Raw genomic sequence first — 17,852 nt, 5'->3', positions numbered from 1 at the left:
AAAGTTCTCAAAGAGACGAAAGGAAAATTAATACTCTCCGTGCAGCCTCAGCCTGCCGCGCAGCGAGTGTATCTCCCGCTGCATCTCTTCCATCCTTGCCAGCAGATGGTGGATGGCATCAATCCCTTCCATATTGATGGAAAGGTCGTAGTACATACGGCTGTACCGTTCCACATCCGGCAACTCGGAGAAAGGCAGATAACGCTCTCCACCTTCCTGCTCCACATCTATCAGTCCACTTTCGCACAGCATATCAATAAAAGTGGGCTCTATATGACACTTGTCACAATATTCGCTGATGACAATCCATTCGTTCTGCATAATCCGTTCTCCTTTCATTAGTTCATACTCTGAATTTTACGGAACATCTCTTTCTGCTGTTCCGTCAGGTTTGTCGGCAACTTCACGGAATAAGTCACGATGAGATCGCCAAACTGTCCCTCCTTCTTATATACGGGGAAGCCCTTACCCTTCAGACGTACCTTAGTCCCGTTCTGAGTTTCGGGTTTCACCTTCAGCTTCACCTGACCATCCAAAGTATCCACCAACTGGTCGCCACCCAGCAGGGCTGTATAAAGGTCGACGGTCACATCCACATACAAATCATCTCCCAAACGCTTGAATACCGAGTCGTCCGGAATCACAAACGTGATGTATAAGTCACCTGCAGGACCTCCGTTGATGCCCTCGCCACCATAGCCTTTCAGTTTGATGACCTGTCCGTTGGCCACACCGGCCGGAATGGTAATACGCACTTGCTTGCCATTCACCGTCAATATCTGTTTATGGGTCTTCGCAGCCTCACGAAGCGAGAGGTTCAAATCCGCATGATAATCCTGCCCGCGGAAACCGGCATTGGCACCGCCTCCGCCGCGCGTACGATGACCGAACATCTGTTCGAAGAAGTCTGAGAAACCACCGGCATTACTGCCCGAAAATTCCTGGCCGTCGGAAGAATACCAATACGTACCGCCTCCGTCCGTACCAAATCCCGCACCGGAACCTCCAAAACCGGCACCGCCAAATCCCCCGAAGCCCCCGGCTTGCTGCTGTGCCCGCTTCTGCGCTTCAAACTCGTCGGCATGTTTCCAGTGTTCACCATATTCATCATATTTCTTTCTTTTTTCAGGATCACTCAGCACCTCATTCGCCTCGTTGATAGCCTGAAACTTATCCTTGGCCGTAGCATCGTTCGGATTCAAGTCAGGATGGTACTTGCGCGCCAGCTTGCGGAACGCTCTCTTGATGTCATCCTGAGATGCCTTTTTGTCCACTCCAAGGACCTGATAGTAATCAATATAAGCCATAGTCTATTAGTTTTATTGTCTAAATACCATAAAACAAATAACACGCCAATTTGTTTTACGCATTACTAAAATAGGTAAACGAAAATTAAAAAGCATCATCAAGCATAATAATTACGTGATAAACAAACATTTAGTTTCAACCAGACACTTATTTCACGTCTATAAAATACCAAAATAGTGTAAACGACACCTAATATCGTCTAATTATTCATCCTAAATCTTCCTAAAATTGACAGAAAATGCTTTATTTGTAATAAGGAAAATTTGTTTTATATATAATCCCCAACCTTAGATTAAAAACCCCCATTATGAAAAGTAATTATTGGCTCCTAACGGTAGTATTCGCTCTCGTAGCCCTACCGGGCAAAGCAGGCGAATGGATCAGAATCAACCAACTCGGCTATTTGCCGCAATCCGTCAAAGTCGCTGTATTCATGAGCGAGGAAGGAACAAACGTAGAAAATTATTCATTGATTGACGCTTTCACCGGAAAGGTGGTGCGTACCTTCAACACAACCAAGGCCACCGGCAAGATGGGAGGCATGAAGAGTACCTACCGGTTGAACTTCAGTGATTTCACAGAACCGGGCACGTATTATCTGAAAGCAGGCAAAGCGGTCTCCCCCCGTTTCCCCATCAATGCACAAGTCTACAACGGTACCGCAGACTACCTGCTGCACTACATGCGGCAGCAACGCTGCGGCTATAATCCGTTCCTGAAAGACAGCTGCCACGTGCACGACGGCTACATCGTCTATCATCCCACCAAAACCGGACAACATATAGACGTCCGCGGAGGCTGGCACGATGCTACGGACTATCTGCAATACACCACCACCTCCGCCAATGCCATCTACCAGATGATGTTTGCCTATCAGGAAAATCCGGAATCATTCGGTGACGCCTATGATGCAGCCGGACATCCGGGAGCCAACGGCATTCCCGACATCGTGGACGAAATCAAGTGGGGACTGGACTGGCTGAACCGGATGAATCCTGCTCCGGGCGAGCTGTACAACCAGATAGCCGACGACCGTGACCATGCCGGAATGCGCCTACCTAACAAAGACCTGGTGGATTACGGCTACGGACCGGGTAAAGGACGCCCCGTTTACTTTTGCAGTGGCGAACCGCAAGTACGTGGAGAGTTCAAGAATGCAACGACCGGAGTGGCAAGCACTGCCGGCAAGTTTGCCTCCTGCTTCGCTTTAGGCGCCAAGATACTGAAAGACTACTATCCTGAATTTGCAGCAGAAATCGAAGCCAAGGCCGATGCCGCCTATCAGGAAGGCGTAAAGAAACCGGGAGCATGCCAGACTGCCTCTGTCTTGTCTCCCTACATTTACGAAGAGGACAACTGGGTGGACGATATGGAACTGGGAGCCATGGAACTGTACAAAGCCACCGGCGACAACAAATACCTGGCCCAAGCCCTTGAATACGGACGTCGCGAACCGGTGACTCCTTGGATGGGCGCCGACAGTGCACGCCACTACCAATGGTATCCGTTCATGAACATGGGGCACTACCATCTTGCCAAAGTGGACAACAGCCGCATCAGCAAGGAATTCATCCGCAACATGCGTACGGGCATTGAACGCACGTACGAGAAAGCGGTAGAAAGCCCCTTTCTGCACGGTATACCCTACATCTGGTGTTCCAACAATCTGACTACCGCCATGCTAACCCAATGCCGGCTGTACCGTGAAACCACCGGCGATGACACATACGCCGAAATGGAAGCCTCCCTGCGCGACTGGCTGTTCGGCTGTAACCCTTGGGGAACCAGCATGATTGTGGAACTTCCCCTTTACGGAGACTATCCCTCGCAACCCCACTCCTCACTGCTGAATGCAGGCGTGGGCAATACTACCGGCGGACTGGTGGACGGTCCTGTCTATCGTACCATCTTCGAAAGCCTGCGCGGTGTCAATATGACGGGAATTCCCGGAACTCCCGGACAAGACTACGAACGCTTCCAGCCAGACTTGATGGTATATCACGACGCCATCCACGACTATTCCACCAATGAGCCTACCATGGACGGAACCGCCTGCCTCACGTACTACCTCTCTGCCATGCAGAAGGATGGAATGAAGCAAGCCGGTATCCCAAATGACAAGAATGTATATGTGGACGGAGGCATTATCCGCACCGATCCCTCAAAAAAGCAAATCACCCTCGTATTCACTGCCGCCGACAAAGCAGACGGTGCCGATGCCATCATCAGCACCTTGAAGAAGCATGGCATCAAAGGTGGCTTCTTCTTTACCGGAGAGTTCTATGAACTCTATCCCGATGTAGTGAAACGCCTGCTCGACGAAGGGCATTTTGTAGGCAGCCACAGTTACGGACATCTGTTGTACATGCCTTGGGAAGACCGTGATTCTCTGCTGGTCACCCGCGAAGAGTTTGAGAACGATATGATGAAAAGCTACGAGACCCTCCGCAAGGCAGGTATCGAATACAAGGACGCTCCCGTCTATATTCCTCCTTACGAATACTATAACAAGAAAATATCTGCCTGGGCAAAGAATATGGGTATTCAAGTTATCAACTATACCCCTGGTACCATGAGCAATGCCGACTACACCACTCCGGACATGGGACAGAAGTACCGGAGTAGCAAACTCATCTACGACAAGATTATGGAGGTGGAAAAGAAAGAAGGTCTGAACGGACACCTAATGCTGATACACTTCGGAACGGACGACCGCCGCACAGACAAGTTCTATAATGGCTATCTGGACAAGATGATTAAGACGCTGAAACGAAAAGGCTACACTTTTGTACCGGTCCGCGAGGCTGTCGGTATATAAGCATACTCTAACAAGGATTTATTGAAAAGGTTAGTTAAAAAGGTTATCGTGCAAAGGTATTTAAGGTAAATATTCAATCGGTTTGTTTTCAGTAAACCTTCCCCTACCCCCAAGAGGGGAAAGTTTCGAAGTAAGCTCCCAGCCTGTGAAGGTTAGGAGCTTTTATATATTTCAGAGAAGCCTTTTTACCGATTGCAGCAATTGCTCGATATCTTCTTCCGTAGTATCAAAAGAGGTTACAAAACGGATTTCGTGGATGGCCTCATCCCAGAAGTAGAAGAAATAGTCCTTCAACAGCTCGTCAATCACCGGACGGGGCATCGTAAGGAAAAGCTGGTTACTTTCCACCTTCTGCGTAAAATGCGCACCTGGCAATTCCTTCAATCCGTCGTAAAGAATCTTTGCCATACGATTGGCATGCGCGGCATTTTTCAACCAAAGGCTGTCCGTCAGATAGGCAGTAAACTGGCAGGACAGATAGCGGAGCTTGGATGCGAGCTGTGCCGACTGCTTGCGCACAAAATAAGCTTCCTTCTTCAAAGCTGGGTTAAAGACAACCACGCTTTCTCCCAACATCAGTCCATTTTTCGTACCACCGAAGCTGAGGATATCTATCCCGCAATCCACTGTCAGTTCCCTAAAGCCAAGATTCAAGGCTGCACAAGCATTTGCCAGACGGGCTCCGTCCATATGGACATACATGCCATGCCGATGGGCCAAATCCGTCAAAGCCCGCAACTCGTCCGGCTTATAGACAGTGCCCAGCTCCGAACATTGCGAAATATAGATGGCTCCGGGCTGCGAATGATGCTGTTCGCCGAAATGGCACAAATAAGGACGGACTAAATCGGGCGTCAGCTTGCCGTCAGGGGTAGCTATAGGACGAATCTGACAACCTGTCATACGGGCAGGCGCACCGCACTCATCGACATAGATATGTGCAGTCTCTGCACAAATAATGGAATTATAAGGGCGGGTACACAGCTGCAAAGCCACCGCATTACTGCCCGTACCGTTGAATACGAACAACGGTTCACAATCCGGCGTAAACGCTTCTCTTATTTTACAGACAGCCTCCTCTGTCCAAGGGTCATCCCCATAACCGACAGCATGGTCACTGTTGGCCCGGTTCAGTGCCTCCATTACCAACGGATGTACGCCTGAATTATTGTCTGAAGCAAAACTTCTCATAATCTTTCTGTTTTTGTTCATTGAAAAGAATGTGCAAAGGAAAGAATATTCTGCAACATGAAAAAACAAAGGAGCACAGATTTCATCCCCCCGGCAGAAAATGCTTCCGCACTATGAAATCTGTGCCCCTCAATCAATCCATTCACTCGGTTCCCTTTATCCGATATAAACATTTACCCCTAGTGAAACATAAAGTTCATCTTCTTCCTGATGAATTTCAATCTTGTCCTCACGGGCAAGCCACCCCAATGCGGCTCCCAATTCCTTGTCCTTCAGTCCGGACTTCCTCTTTAAAGAATCGTAGCTCCATCTGGTATAATCGCTAAGCAACTGCCAAACTTTCCCAGCATTTAGTCCAATTTCGCTTTTGTTCATTTTTCTCTTTAATTAAAAAGGTTAATAGCTCTTGTTGATTAGGTTATCTTTACAAAGGGTAAAGATATGATTTTTTATTTAACTAACAACAAAAACGAACAAAAGATATAAAAATGAACCGTTTTTGCAACACTTTTGTAATATTACACTCTTTTTATTGATAATCAAGAAGGAAAATGAAACAAAAAAACCGCAGTATCTATCAAAAAGACACTGCGGTTCTTCTATTTGATTAAGCAATCAGGGGAAAAGTCTTACATCATTCCACCCATGCCGCCCATTCCGGGAGCACCCATCGGCATTTCGGGCTTATCCTCTTTCTTCTCTACGATTACACATTCTGTAGTCAAGAACATGCCTGCAATAGAAGCGGCATTCTCAAGAGCCACACGAGTAACCTTGGCAGGATCTACCACACCAGCTGCATGCAGGTTTTCATAAACATCTGTACGGGCATTGTAACCAAAGTCTGCCTTGCCTTCACGCACTTTCTGTACAACAACAGCACCTTCTTTACCAGCGTTGGCAACAATCTGGCGCAACGGTTCTTCAATAGCACGTTTGATGATGTCAATACCGGTTGTTTCATCTACATTGTCACCCTTAAAGCCTTCCAGAGCATCCAATGCACGGATATAGGCTACACCACCACCTGGAACAATACCTTCTTCGATAGCGGCACGGGTAGCACGAAGCGCATCGTCTACACGGTCTTTCTTTTCCTTCATTTCAACCTCAGAAGCAGCACCTACATAAAGAACAGCTACACCGCCAGACAACTTGGCCAGACGTTCCTGCAGTTTTTCCTTGTCATAATCAGATTTCGTAGATACAATCTGAGCCTTGATTTGCTCGCAACGTTCCTTGATGTTTTCTTTGTCACCGGCACCGTTTACAATGGTTGTATTATCCTTGGAGACAGTTACCTTGTCGGCAGTACCCAGCATTTCGATAGTAGCTTGTTCCAACTTCAGACCTTTTTCCTCGCTGATGACAACACCACCGGTCAGCACTGCAATATCTTCCAACATTTCCTTGCGACGGTCACCGAAGCCCGGAGCCTTCACTGCACAAATCTTCAACTGAGAACGCAGACGGTTTACAACCAAAGTTGTCAGCGCTTCGCTATCCACATCTTCTGCAATAACCAGCAAAGGACGACCAGTCTGTACTGCCGGTTCAAGAATGGGCAGGAAATCTTTCAAGTTGGAAATCTTCTTATCATAAATCAGGATGTACGGTTTCTCCATTTCGCACTCCATCTTCTCCGTGTTGGTAACGAAGTAAGCAGAGAGGTAACCACGGTCGAACTGCATACCTTCAACCACACCGATAGTAGTATCAGTACCCTTTGCCTCTTCGATAGTGATAACACCGTCTTTGGAAACTTTGCGCATAGCGTCTGCAATCAGCTTGCCGATAACGGGGTCGTTGTTGGCAGAAACGGAAGCAACTTGCTCAATCTTGTCATAGTTGTCACCCACTGTTTCCGCCTGGCCTTTGATAGAATCAACCACTTTGGCAACAGCCTTGTCGATACCGCGTTTGATATCCATCGGGCTAGCACCGGCAGTCACGTTCTTCAGACCTTCGGCTACGATAGCCTGAGCCAAAACAGTAGCAGTTGTAGTACCGTCACCTGCATCGTCGCCGGTCTTGGAAGCAACTTCCTTTACCAGCTGTGCGCCAGTATTCTGATATGCGTCTGCCAACTCTACTTCTTTAGCTACCGTTACACCATCTTTCGTGATGTGGGGAGCACCGAATTTCTTTTCGATGATAACGTTACGACCTTTAGGGCCGAGGGTTACTTTTACTGCATTTGCCAGTGTGTCGATACCTTTCTTCAATTGGTCGCGGGCATCGATATTGAATAATATTTCTTTTGCCATAACTATATTTACATTTTAACGATTTACAATTTACAAATTAACCTAAAACAGCGAGCACATCGCTTTGACGCATGATGAGGTACTTGGTTCCTTCAACTTCCAGTTCAGTACCGGCATACTTGCCATACAGCACTGTGTCACCAACCTTCAACACCATTTCTTCGTCTTTTGTTCCGTTGCCTACTGCAATAACTTCACCTTTCAAAGGTTTCTCTTTCGCTGTATCAGGAATAATGATACCGCCAATTGTCTTTTCTTCTGCAGGTGCAGGGAGTATCAGCACTCTGTCTGCTAATGGTTTAATGTTCATAATCTTTTTGTTTTATATGTTATACATTTGTTATAATGGTAATTTTGCTTTAAACAAGCGATAAACAACTTACGAAAACCGTGCCAAACGAACAAGCTGATTGTTTGGCAGACAAAGGCTGACAAAATGGCAAAGTATACAACAATATTTGCTATCTTTGCAGCCTCAAAAATGATTTGACTTATGAACGCAATATGGATAGTCCTCCCCATTCTTACCTTATTGATGTTTGAACTGGGACTGACATTACAAACCGAAGACTTTAAACTGTTCCGCAAACGCCCCCGCCCCATTATTGCCGGGCTGGCAGGCCAAATCATCCTACTGCCGATGCTGGCATTTGCTTTAGGACATGTCTTCCAGCTCGAACCTCTGTTCTTTATCGGCATCATACTCATAGCCTGCTCGCCAGGCGGCAGCTCATCCAACATCTTCTCCATGATAGCCAAAGGAGACGTAGCATTGTCCGTGTCACTGACGGCATGCAGCAGCATTATTACGCTGTTCACTATCCCCGTGATTATGGAATTCGCCACACACTTTGTAGACAGCAATCTGGACATAGATATCCATCTCCCCGTAGGAAGCCTTATCATGCAGAACCTGGTTCTGATGCTTCTTCCCATTGTAGCCGGCATATTCACGAAGCGCTACCGTCCGCAAATGGCAGAAAGGATTCATAAGATATTGTCCAAGACAGCCTTTCCCGCACTTATCCTGCTGGCAACCATCTTCTTCATACAGCATCATGCTACCATCACCGGCCAATTCGGCAAACTGGGCCTCTGCATCTCCATTCTTATCCTGCTGGCTATGGGAGGCGGCGTAGTGCTATCGAAGTCCATGCGCCTCAACCGGAAAGAACAACGTACACTCATTATAGAAATCGGTATGCAGAATGCCGCACAAGCAATTGCTGTTGCCAGTAGTCCGTTTGTATTCAACAATGACATCATTGCAATACCTGCTATTATCTACGCACTGATGATGAACGTCATTCTGCTGGTTTACGTGGGAATAGTAAAACGAAGATAAGAAACCAACCGTTCATCACGGATTTCCTGCCATTCATCCTTTTTATTTGATTAACGCCCTCTTCATATCTACTTTCGTGCAGAAAACAAATGGATATGATGATGAAACAAATTCCGATTCTTTTGTGGGGATTACTGTTGCCCTTCTCCATACTTCAAGCACAAGCGGTACAAGGTGAAATAACCGACAGTAAGCAACTACCCATAGAAGGAGCTACCGTAGTGGGACTGGATGCAAAGGATTCTTCCTTTGTACAAGGCACTGTCACCAGAGAACAAGGTCACTTCACCCTACCCCTGCGGCATAACGGCAGTTATCTGTTAAAGACATCAGCCGTAGGGTACAAAACTCGCTATATCCCTTTCAGTATCACCGACACAGAAACCGCCAAACTGAGTAGGATTCTTATGGAGGAAGATTCCTATGCATTGTCCGGCATCACCGTTACTGCACAAAAAGTACCGGTAGAGATGAAGGCCGGGAAAACGGTCTACAACCTCTCGGCTACCATCTCGGGTACACAAGGCAATCTGTACGACGCATTGAGACAGATGCCAGGCGTGCAAATTCAAAGCAACGGCAATATTCTGTTGGACGGACAAGGAGGCATCAACGTACTGATGAATGGAAAGACAACCTATCTGAGCGGAGAAACGCTGATAAACTACTTGCGAAGTATCCCGGCGTCGACAGTGGAGAAAATAGAACTGATAAACAATCCGTCCTCCCATCTCGATGCAGCCGGAAAAACGGGAGTGATAAACATTGAAATAAAAAGGATAAATATAAAAGGACTGATTACCGGCGGGAATGCCGGTTACAATCAGGCGTACATCTACGGTTCCGGTTATGGCAACATTTATCTAAACCTGCGCAAGAACAAGTTCAACCTATATACCGATTATGCCTATTATGAGGGAATCGACCTTAACGAAACCACCATGTCCCGTGAGTACATAGACTTGACTACCCAACAAATCCTTGATTTTCATATGGGGCAGCAAGCCTATCGTACCTACGCGTATAAATCACATAACTTCAGGATTGCAGCCGACTATGAGCTGACTCCGCATACCAACCTGAACGGCTATCTCAACGGGAGCTGGATCTGCCGGCGGGGAAAAGAAAAGCTGGGCTCGGATTTCTATTCACTCACAGCAGTTCCAGATTCCTCCTCCATCACCCGGAACCGCCTGAGAGCAAGCCAGCACAACCTGATTGGCGGAATCAGTACCGGCTATCAATCTCCCAACAAACTGAAATGGGATGCTTCCTTTGATTTCCAATTGTTCGGCAACGCCAACAAGCAGGACCAGCAAAGTAGTTTCTCGCTCATAGAATCCTCGGGAATATATAGGAACAACCTACTCAAGGGAGACATGGAAGGGGATATTCAAATCTATTGCGGACAAACGAACCTTGTTGTACCACTCTCTGAGAAAACGACATTGGGTATCGGTGGCAAGACTACCTTTGTATCTATCGACAACTCCGCCACCTATTGTAATAAAGAATATGACAACTGGCAAGAAATACTGTCACTGAACAATCACTTCATCTACAATGAGAATATCAACGCCGGATATATAGCGTTGAATACATCTTTCGGAAAATCCTGGAAGATAGAAACAGGGATACGTGTAGAAAATACCAATATAAAAGGAGAACTGGCAGGAAACACCCTGCGTGCAGACTCTTCCTTCACCAATCACTACACCCATATCTTCCCCTTTCTGCAAATGCAATACCAGTGGAAGGATATGCACCAGCTCTCCTTTCTGTACAGCAAACGGATTGTACGTCCGCAATACCGGGACCTGAACCCGTTTGTCACCATTAACGACAATTATCTGTATGAACAAGGCAATACCCGCCTGGAACCGGAACTTGCCCATAACACCGAATTCTCCTATATCCTGAAGAGCCGCTATCGGATGAGTCTCTTGGCTTCCTATACCCGGCATCCCATAACTAAAAGTTACATGGCCGAAGAAAACAAACGCATATTGGTACTGCCCATGAATCTTTCTTCCGACTATTCAGCAGGTATACGGCTGAGTGCCGCCAACCTGAAACCGTTCCCGTGGTGGCAGATTAATACAAACCTGCTCCTCATCTACCGGAAGTATGCCTGGCAAATGGATGGGGACGAATACCGGAACAAAAAGTTTACCCCCATGCTCTACATAGGCCACCAACTGCATCTGCCCCAAGGATGGACAGCCGAGCTGAACGGCTATTGGAACGGAAAGACACCCCAGGGACAAGCAATCATCTCCCCCACGTGGTCCGTATCCGGGGGAATCAGCAAAAGTATGTTCGGTGGCCGGGGGACATTACGCCTCTTTGCCGAGAACCTATTCTCCTCACGCCACATACACATAGATGTATTCAGCACCACCCAGCAAGGATGGTATCAAGAGAAAATGCGAATGAAACTGGGCGTAGGCTTTTCTTTCCGCTTCCACAAAGGAGAGACACCGAAAGAATTTACCCCTAAAAGTAGTATAAGTGAAAGTAAACGAATAAATTTGTAACCAGTTAAAACAATTCCGAATGAAGCATTTCCTACGTTGGGTATCTCCCCTAATCCTAGGAGTAATTGAGTTCTATTTCCTGAGGCTGGCAACGGACCCTTCGCGGGGAACCGAGTGGTGGCCTGACTTCAACAACCAGCTACGTGCCCTGCTCTTGACCATATTACTTTGCTATATAGTGGATTACTGCCTCCGGAACATCTTTCATAAATACATATTCAGAAAAGAAATATCCATAGGCAAAGAGTATTCGTACATAACACTCGGACTGTTCATAACGACCAACGTTACCCTATCAATCACCTACGTGTTAGGACTCATAGAATTAGGACAACCTATAAGTGACTATATCTTAGTCAATATTATCTATGTTCCCCTCAACGTACTATACTATACAATCATCCGCAACAAGGAAATATCCAATTACTACCAGCACCAGAGCTTGCTGTTGGAAAAGCTCCGAAACGAGCAATTGGATACAGAACTCAAACTACTGAAATCCCAATATCATCCGCATTTCCTTTTCAATGCGCTGAACACCATCTATTTCCAGATAGAAGACTCCAACATGCAGGCCAAGCACTCCATTGAGCTACTTTCCGAACTGTTGCGCTATCAACTGTATGACATCAAGCAGAAAGTAACCGTAAAGCAAGAACTCGACTATCTGGAAGCATACATCCAATTTCAGCGATTACGGATGAGTGAACGACTTGTACTTACAGAGGAATACGACGAACACCTCCACACACAGGAGATTCATCCTCTCCTATTCCAGCCTCTAGTAGAAAATACCTTCAAATATGTCAGCGGAGCCTATTGGATTCACTTTTCCTTGAAAGCTATTGAAAATAAGCTTGTTTTTACAGCATGGAACTCTGTAGACCAACCGGCAATCGCCCACCGTAAAAAGAGCAGTGGCCTGGGAATTGAAAATATGAAGAAGCGCCTGCAGATTCTATATCCCGGCAGACACCTATTAAAGATATGTCCCGAAGAAAACACTTTCTTTGCAGAACTCACCATTGAACTGACACCCTATGAAAATAAAATGTGTGATAACCGACGATGAACCGATTGCACGCAAAGGATTGCGCGGTTACATTGAAAAAACAGATTTCCTGACTTTGACAGGAGAATGCGAGAACGCCCTGCAACTGAACGAGCTGTTGAAAAAAGAACAGCCAGAGTTGCTGTTTATGGACATAGAAATGCCCTACATCAACGGCATTGATTTTCTAAGCGGTATCCATAATCCTCCCAAAGTCATCATCACGTCAGCCTACGAGCAGTATGCATTGAAAGGATATGAGCTGAATGTAACCGATTATCTGCTCAAGCCCATTCCCTTCGACCGCTTTTTGAAAGCGGTGAACAGAGTGCATGAACTGCTACAGAAAGAGCAAGAATCCACTCCCGAGCCTTACCTCTTCGTAAAGACAGACAAACTGCTCAAGAAGGTGACCATCCAGGATATTCTGTTCATAGAAAGTATGGGCAACTACGTATTGATACATACTTCCTCCTCAAAGGAAATCACCTATTCTCCCCTAAAGAGTTTATTGGAATTTCTGCCCGACAACCTGTTTATACAAGTACACCGCTCCTACATTGTGCAGACAAGCAAAGTACAAGCCATAGAAGGGAATATGCTCATCATAGGGACACACAAGATACCGATAGCCCGCAACCTACGCGATGAGGTACTGAATGCCCTATTGAAGGACAAGTTGATATCCCGATAGCCTATAAGTAGTCGGTCAACCGGTACCGCCCCTTCTTCCGTGTCGTTTTTCCATACTGTATCACCTCCTGGGGACAAGCATGCAGGCACGCCATGCAGTGAATGCACTGCTTTCCCCACACCGGACGTCCATCTACCATCCTGATATTGCCTACCGGACAAGACTTTCTGCATATTCCGCAAGAGACACAGCCTTCATCTACATGAAATCCCTTGGTACCAATGGTAAAACGTACAAACAAAGGATTCACTACATACGTTTTCAACCAGGCAGCACCGCCTTCATGCACGCTCCAAACCTTTTTCCGTGCAATGACATCCGCCGCAATCGAAGCAATGGCATGCCGTGCATTCTCTATCTTCTTACGGCAAAGCGCCCCATCGTCCAAATTGAACATCGGTACATAGGTATTGGGCATTGCAACAGACCAGGCTGCATCCAACGGAAAATGTTCCGCCAGGCGGTTCATTCCCTTTCCCATATCGTCCCCGCATGTACACACGGCATAACGGTAACAGCAGTCCGGCAACCGGAGCTGCGACAAAAAATCAATCAAGACACGGGGTGCATACCATGAGTGTACCGGAAAAACAATACCCAGTCTGTCAGCTGTCGACAGTCCTGCGGGTATCGAGCCTTGCTTAAGGCAATCAACAATGCTGACGGCAGTATCATGCATAGCCTCTGCAAGCAATTCTGCAATCCAGCGTGAGTTTCCGGTTGCGGTAAAATAAAGTATCATCGGCAATATGTTTTGCCGACAAAGGTAGTGATTTGACTTGAATTCCTTCTATTCCAGCAGCTCTTCTATGGAATAATTTTCCCAGAACGCTTTTGTAGAATGTACCAATGAACTGCCCATATAGAGCAGGAACAATGCCGCTATGACAATCATCAGGAAACTGACGAGGGCATTGTGTTTTTCTTGCTTAAGCTCAACAGAAACCATAAGAACCTCCTTTTTTGTCAGTACAAAGATAAATGCAGGATGTTTCATTTCTCCTACGCCACTATTACAAATACCTATATTTGTGCCATAAATATACAAAAAAAGGAGCAATTTTGTGCTCCTTTTTAAATGTATTTCAGTTTTTATTATTTCAGTTCGCTAACCAGCTCTTGGGGAGTGACCATTTTCTGCTCTCCGGTCTCCATGTTTTTTAATGTCACCTTACCTTCATTCATTTCATTCTCACCCACCAGGGCCACAAACGGGATGGCTTTGGAGTTCGCATACCCCATCTGTTTCTTCATCTTGCTTGCATCGGGGAAAATCTCGGCACGGATGCCTGCCGCACGCACTTCAGTCAATACATTCATTGAGAATGCGGCCTCTTTCTCACCAAAGTTGATAAACAGTAACTGAGTACCGTTCACCGCTTCTTTCGGATAAAGGTCAAGCTGGTTCAGCACATCAAAGATACGGTCTGCACCGAACGAGATACCGACACCACTGACACCGGACATACCGAATACACCCGTCAAGTTGTCATAGCGTCCTCCACCAGTAATACTGCCGATTTGCACATCCAGCGCCTTTACTTCGAAGATGGCACCGGTATAGTAATTCAAGCCACGGGCCAATGTCAAATCCAGCTCGATTTCGTTCTTCAAGCCAAGGTTCTTTAAGGTGGAAAGGATAAATTCACTTTCCTCCACGCCCTTCAGTCCGGTCTCGCTGACAGCAAGAACTTCCTTCAGAGTTGCAAGTTTCTCTTCATTACTTCCGCTCAACAAAATGATAGGTTGCAGTTTGGCGATAGCCTCGTCACTGATGCCTTTCTCTTTCAACTCGGCATTGACATTGTCCAGACCTATCTTATCCAACTTATCAATGGCCACAGTAATATCAACAATCTTGTCAGACTCACCGATGATTTCGGCAATGCCACTCAATATCTTACGGTTGTTAATCTTGATACAAACACGGATGCCGAAGCGGGTAAATACCGTATCGACAATCTGCATCAGCTCCACCTCATTCAGCAAGGAATCACTGCCTACCACATCGGCATCGCACTGATAGAACTCACGATAGCGTCCTTTTTGCGGACGGTCGGCGCGCCACACGGGCTGTATCTGATAACGTTTGAAAGGAAAAGTTATTTCATCGCGGTGCATCACCACGTAGCGGGCAAAAGGTACTGTAAGGTCATAGCGCAAACCTTTCTCGCAAAACTTGCAGGCAAGTCTCGGAGCATTACGGCTCAACAGTTCTTCATCCGTAAGTCCGGAAAAGTAATCACCGGAATTCTGTATCTTGAACAAAAGCTTGTCGCCTTCCTCACCATACTTCCCCATCAAGGTAGAAAGCATTTCCATCGAGGGCGTTTCTATCTGCTGGAAGCCATAGAGGTGATACACCTCACGAATCGTATTGAATATATAGTTACGCTTCGCCATTTCTACGGGCGAGAAGTCACGGGTTCCTTTCGGAATACTTGGTTTTGCTGCCATAATCAGTTCAATTATTTTAAAAATCGGACGACAAAGTTACAGTATTTTATTGATTAAGAAAAGAGAATGTTTACCTTTGTATCATTACCGTCGCATAAAAACGACCAAAACAAACTTCAAACTTACACATCTATGAAAGAGAGACTGATTTTATTCTGCATGTTGTTGCTATGCGGCATCGGTGTTAGCCGGGCACAATCCGACAACGCTAAAGACTTCGACCAAAAAGAAGAAGCCATCGCACAAAAGCTGCAACAAGCCGTCAATGAGAAAAACTATAAAGAAGCCGAAAAGAACGGTAAGGCTTTGATAACTCTGTTCAAAGAACAAGACGAGAACACTCAGAAAAAGTACAGCTGGCTCATACAGTCCTATTACTACAATTTAGCCTGCTTCCAATCCTTGTTAAAGAAAAAAGGTGAAGCCATCAAAAATTTAGAACTGGCCTACGACAATGGATTTCAAGATTACAACCACATGATGAATGATACCGACTTAGACAACCTGCGCAGCGATAAACGCTTCAAGGCAGTGCTTGCCAAAGTGAAGAAAGTGGGTGACTACCTCGACATTCTTCAAAAAGCACCGGGATACACCCACAATGAGCGCCCTGATACACTCCCGCGCTTCGAATACATCAATCCCAACAACAAGTATTTAGTAGAGGTACGCCAATACTTCAAGTTGGACAGTGTGGCAGGCGCAGGCGACGAATTATCAAAAATAAAGAACATACTGACTTATATACACAATACCATAAAACATGACGGAAACCATGAAAGTCCGGCAGGCAGCAACATCATAAAATGGGCAGAAGCTTGCAAAGGCGGTGCGCGAGGTCTGCATTGCGGAGGTCTTGCCCATGTACTGAAGGATTGTTATCTGTCCATGGGATTTAAGGCACGCCACATCAGCGGATTACCCCAAAAATACATTGGCGAATGCCATTCCATTGACGTAGTTTATTCCAATACCTTGGATAAATGGATATGGGTAGACCCCACCAACAATGCCTGGGTGATGGATGAAAACGGCATCATGCTAAGTGTGCAAGAAGTGCGCGAACGCCTGCGAGACGGTCGTCCGGTAATCCTAAATGAAGAAGCCAACTGGAACAACCAGCAGAAGATTACCAAAGAATATTATTTAGACAGCTATATGGCCAAGAATCTCTATAGCATAAAAGCAGACGATGTACTGCTTTGCCCCTCAGACCCTAATGCAGAAAACTTCTTCCAAGCCAAGTACGTGGTCAATGACGATGCCTGGTTCTGGCAGTCGCCCTATCAGGAATAAAAAAACAGATGATGCATCCGGCAGAGACACATCATCTATTTAATGTAAACAGACCATCTGTTTCGGGTGAACAGATGGTCTGTTTTTTATGTCTGCATCATGTGTTTAATCTCTGCGTCCCAGGAATATCATGATATAATAAATCAGGGTAGCAAGCGAACCGAGAGCAGCCACTACATACGTATAGGCAGCCGAGCGGAGTGCATCTTCCGCTTGCGCATGATTATATGAATTCGTAATGCCGGAATTGCTAAGCCATACCAGCGCACGCTTACTTGCATTGATTTCCACCGGCAAGGTGATGAAGCTGAATAAAGTTGTCAATGCAAACAGTATAATGCCCGCCAGCAACAGTTGCGGAAAGGAGTTCAGCATCAAGATACCTGCCAGCAGCAACCACGTCATCCACTGTGAGGCAAAAGAGACTACCGGCACCAGTTTGCTGCGCATTGTCAACGGAGCGTATGCGCGTGCATGCTGCACGGCGTGACCACATTCGTGGGCTGCAACGGCAGCAGCCATGATGCTGTTACTGCTATAAACACTCTCACTCAAGTTTACTGTCTTATTGGCAGGATTATAATGGTCGGTCAGATGTCCGGGAGTATGCGTCACAGTCACATCGTAGATGCCATTGTCGTGCAGCATCTTCAAAGCCACGTCCGCTCCCGTCATTCCGTTGCCAGTAGGGATTTTAGAGTACTTCTTGAATTTGTTCTGAAGATTCATCTGTACCAGCCAGCTAACGGCGGCAATACCGATAAAAATAATCCATATCATTCCTGTTCCCATAATTTTCTTTCTTTAAATTGTGAATAAATCAGTCGTTTCTTATTGTATAACAAATAGTCTGCCAAAAATAAAAGGAAACGGTGAGCAATGCCAGCG

16 protein-coding genes are annotated in these 17,852 nt (G+C 46.3%); 6 read left to right on the top strand and 10 right to left on the bottom strand.

The window, feature by feature from the left end; all coding sequences use genetic code 11:
• Positions 1-27: 27 nt before the first annotated feature.
• The gene (locus DW096_RS03730) at positions 28-321 is read right to left on the bottom strand and encodes a chaperone modulator CbpM (RefSeq protein WP_009036538.1); all 294 of its coding nucleotides are present in this window, start codon (positions 319-321) and stop codon (positions 28-30) included.
• 17 nt (positions 322-338) lie between these two features.
• The gene (locus DW096_RS03725; protein ID WP_005826253.1) at positions 339-1,307 is read right to left on the bottom strand and encodes a DnaJ C-terminal domain-containing protein; all 969 of its coding nucleotides are present in this window, start codon (positions 1,305-1,307) and stop codon (positions 339-341) included.
• A 308-nt stretch (positions 1,308-1,615) separates the two neighbouring features.
• Between DW096_RS03725 and DW096_RS03720 the strand changes: the two genes are divergently transcribed.
• A complete protein-coding gene (locus tag DW096_RS03720) occupies positions 1,616-4,126 on the top strand; it encodes a glycoside hydrolase family 9 protein (RefSeq protein WP_120028788.1) in 2,511 nt (836 codons plus the stop codon).
• Positions 4,127-4,297: 171 nt separating this feature from the next.
• Here the strand turns inward: DW096_RS03720 and DW096_RS03715 are convergent, their stop codons facing one another.
• From DW096_RS03715 to DW096_RS03700, 4 genes are all read right to left on the bottom strand, one after another.
• Positions 4,298-5,317, bottom strand: a complete 1,020-nt coding sequence (locus tag DW096_RS03715; protein ID WP_005835591.1) for a low specificity L-threonine aldolase — start codon at positions 5,315-5,317, stop codon at positions 4,298-4,300.
• A 156-nt stretch (positions 5,318-5,473) separates the two neighbouring features.
• A complete protein-coding gene (locus DW096_RS03710) occupies positions 5,474-5,692 on the bottom strand; it encodes a winged helix-turn-helix domain-containing protein (RefSeq protein WP_016273164.1) in 219 nt (72 codons plus the stop codon).
• A 254-nt stretch (positions 5,693-5,946) separates the two neighbouring features.
• Positions 5,947-7,584, bottom strand: a complete 1,638-nt coding sequence (groL, locus tag DW096_RS03705) for a chaperonin GroEL (protein WP_005826239.1) — start codon at positions 7,582-7,584, stop codon at positions 5,947-5,949.
• Positions 7,585-7,621: 37 nt separating this feature from the next.
• Complete coding sequence (locus DW096_RS03700) at positions 7,622-7,894, bottom strand: co-chaperone GroES (protein ID WP_004290132.1); 273 nt, start codon at positions 7,892-7,894, stop codon at positions 7,622-7,624.
• A gap of 183 nt (positions 7,895-8,077) precedes the next feature.
• Between DW096_RS03700 and DW096_RS03695 the strand changes: the two genes are divergently transcribed.
• The 4 genes from DW096_RS03695 (at position 8,078) to DW096_RS03680 (ending at position 13,211) form a co-directional block, all read left to right on the top strand.
• Positions 8,078-8,929 (top strand): bile acid:sodium symporter family protein, encoded by an 852-nt coding sequence (locus DW096_RS03695; RefSeq protein WP_035449611.1) that lies wholly within the window; start codon positions 8,078-8,080, stop codon positions 8,927-8,929.
• Positions 8,930-9,024: 95 nt separating this feature from the next.
• Positions 9,025-11,466, top strand: coding sequence for an outer membrane beta-barrel family protein (locus DW096_RS03690; RefSeq protein ID WP_158589292.1), 2,442 nt, complete (start codon positions 9,025-9,027; stop codon positions 11,464-11,466).
• A gap of 19 nt (positions 11,467-11,485) precedes the next feature.
• Positions 11,486-12,538 (top strand): sensor histidine kinase, encoded by a 1,053-nt coding sequence (locus DW096_RS03685; protein WP_022401582.1) that lies wholly within the window; start codon positions 11,486-11,488, stop codon positions 12,536-12,538.
• Positions 12,507-13,211 (top strand): LytTR family DNA-binding domain-containing protein, encoded by a 705-nt coding sequence (locus tag DW096_RS03680; RefSeq protein ID WP_057098180.1) that lies wholly within the window; start codon positions 12,507-12,509, stop codon positions 13,209-13,211. Before DW096_RS03685 ends, DW096_RS03680 begins: the two co-directional genes overlap by 32 nt.
• A 1-nt stretch (position 13,212) precedes the next feature.
• Here DW096_RS03680 and DW096_RS03675 read toward each other — a convergent pair whose 3' ends face one another.
• The 3 genes from DW096_RS03675 to hisS all read right to left on the bottom strand — a co-directional run bounded on the left by DW096_RS03675 (position 13,213) and on the right by hisS (position 15,668).
• On the bottom strand, positions 13,213-13,953 hold the full coding sequence (locus DW096_RS03675; RefSeq protein WP_118931049.1) for an EFR1 family ferrodoxin: 741 nt from the start codon (positions 13,951-13,953) through the stop codon (positions 13,213-13,215).
• 48 nt (positions 13,954-14,001) lie between these two features.
• Complete coding sequence (locus DW096_RS19375) at positions 14,002-14,160, bottom strand: hypothetical protein (RefSeq protein ID WP_008663974.1); 159 nt, start codon at positions 14,158-14,160, stop codon at positions 14,002-14,004.
• 146 nt (positions 14,161-14,306) lie between these two features.
• Positions 14,307-15,668 (bottom strand): histidine--tRNA ligase, encoded by a 1,362-nt coding sequence (gene hisS, locus DW096_RS03665; protein ID WP_016273161.1) that lies wholly within the window; start codon positions 15,666-15,668, stop codon positions 14,307-14,309.
• Between the two features lie 132 nt (positions 15,669-15,800).
• Between hisS and DW096_RS03660 the strand changes: the two genes are divergently transcribed.
• The gene (locus DW096_RS03660) at positions 15,801-16,964 is read left to right on the top strand and encodes a transglutaminase domain-containing protein (protein WP_022401585.1); all 1,164 of its coding nucleotides are present in this window, start codon (positions 15,801-15,803) and stop codon (positions 16,962-16,964) included.
• Positions 16,965-17,069: 105 nt separating this feature from the next.
• On the opposite strand, the gene DW096_RS03655 is transcribed toward DW096_RS03660, so the two are convergent.
• Complete coding sequence (locus DW096_RS03655; RefSeq protein ID WP_057089292.1) at positions 17,070-17,756, bottom strand: zinc metallopeptidase; 687 nt, start codon at positions 17,754-17,756, stop codon at positions 17,070-17,072.
• Positions 17,757-17,852 lie beyond the last annotated feature (96 nt).

It is taken from the genome of Bacteroides sp. AM07-18 (assembly GCF_003602695.1).
Classification (GTDB): domain Bacteria; phylum Bacteroidota; class Bacteroidia; order Bacteroidales; family Bacteroidaceae; genus Bacteroides; species Bacteroides uniformis.
This window is presented reverse-complemented; position numbering and strand designations above follow the sequence as displayed.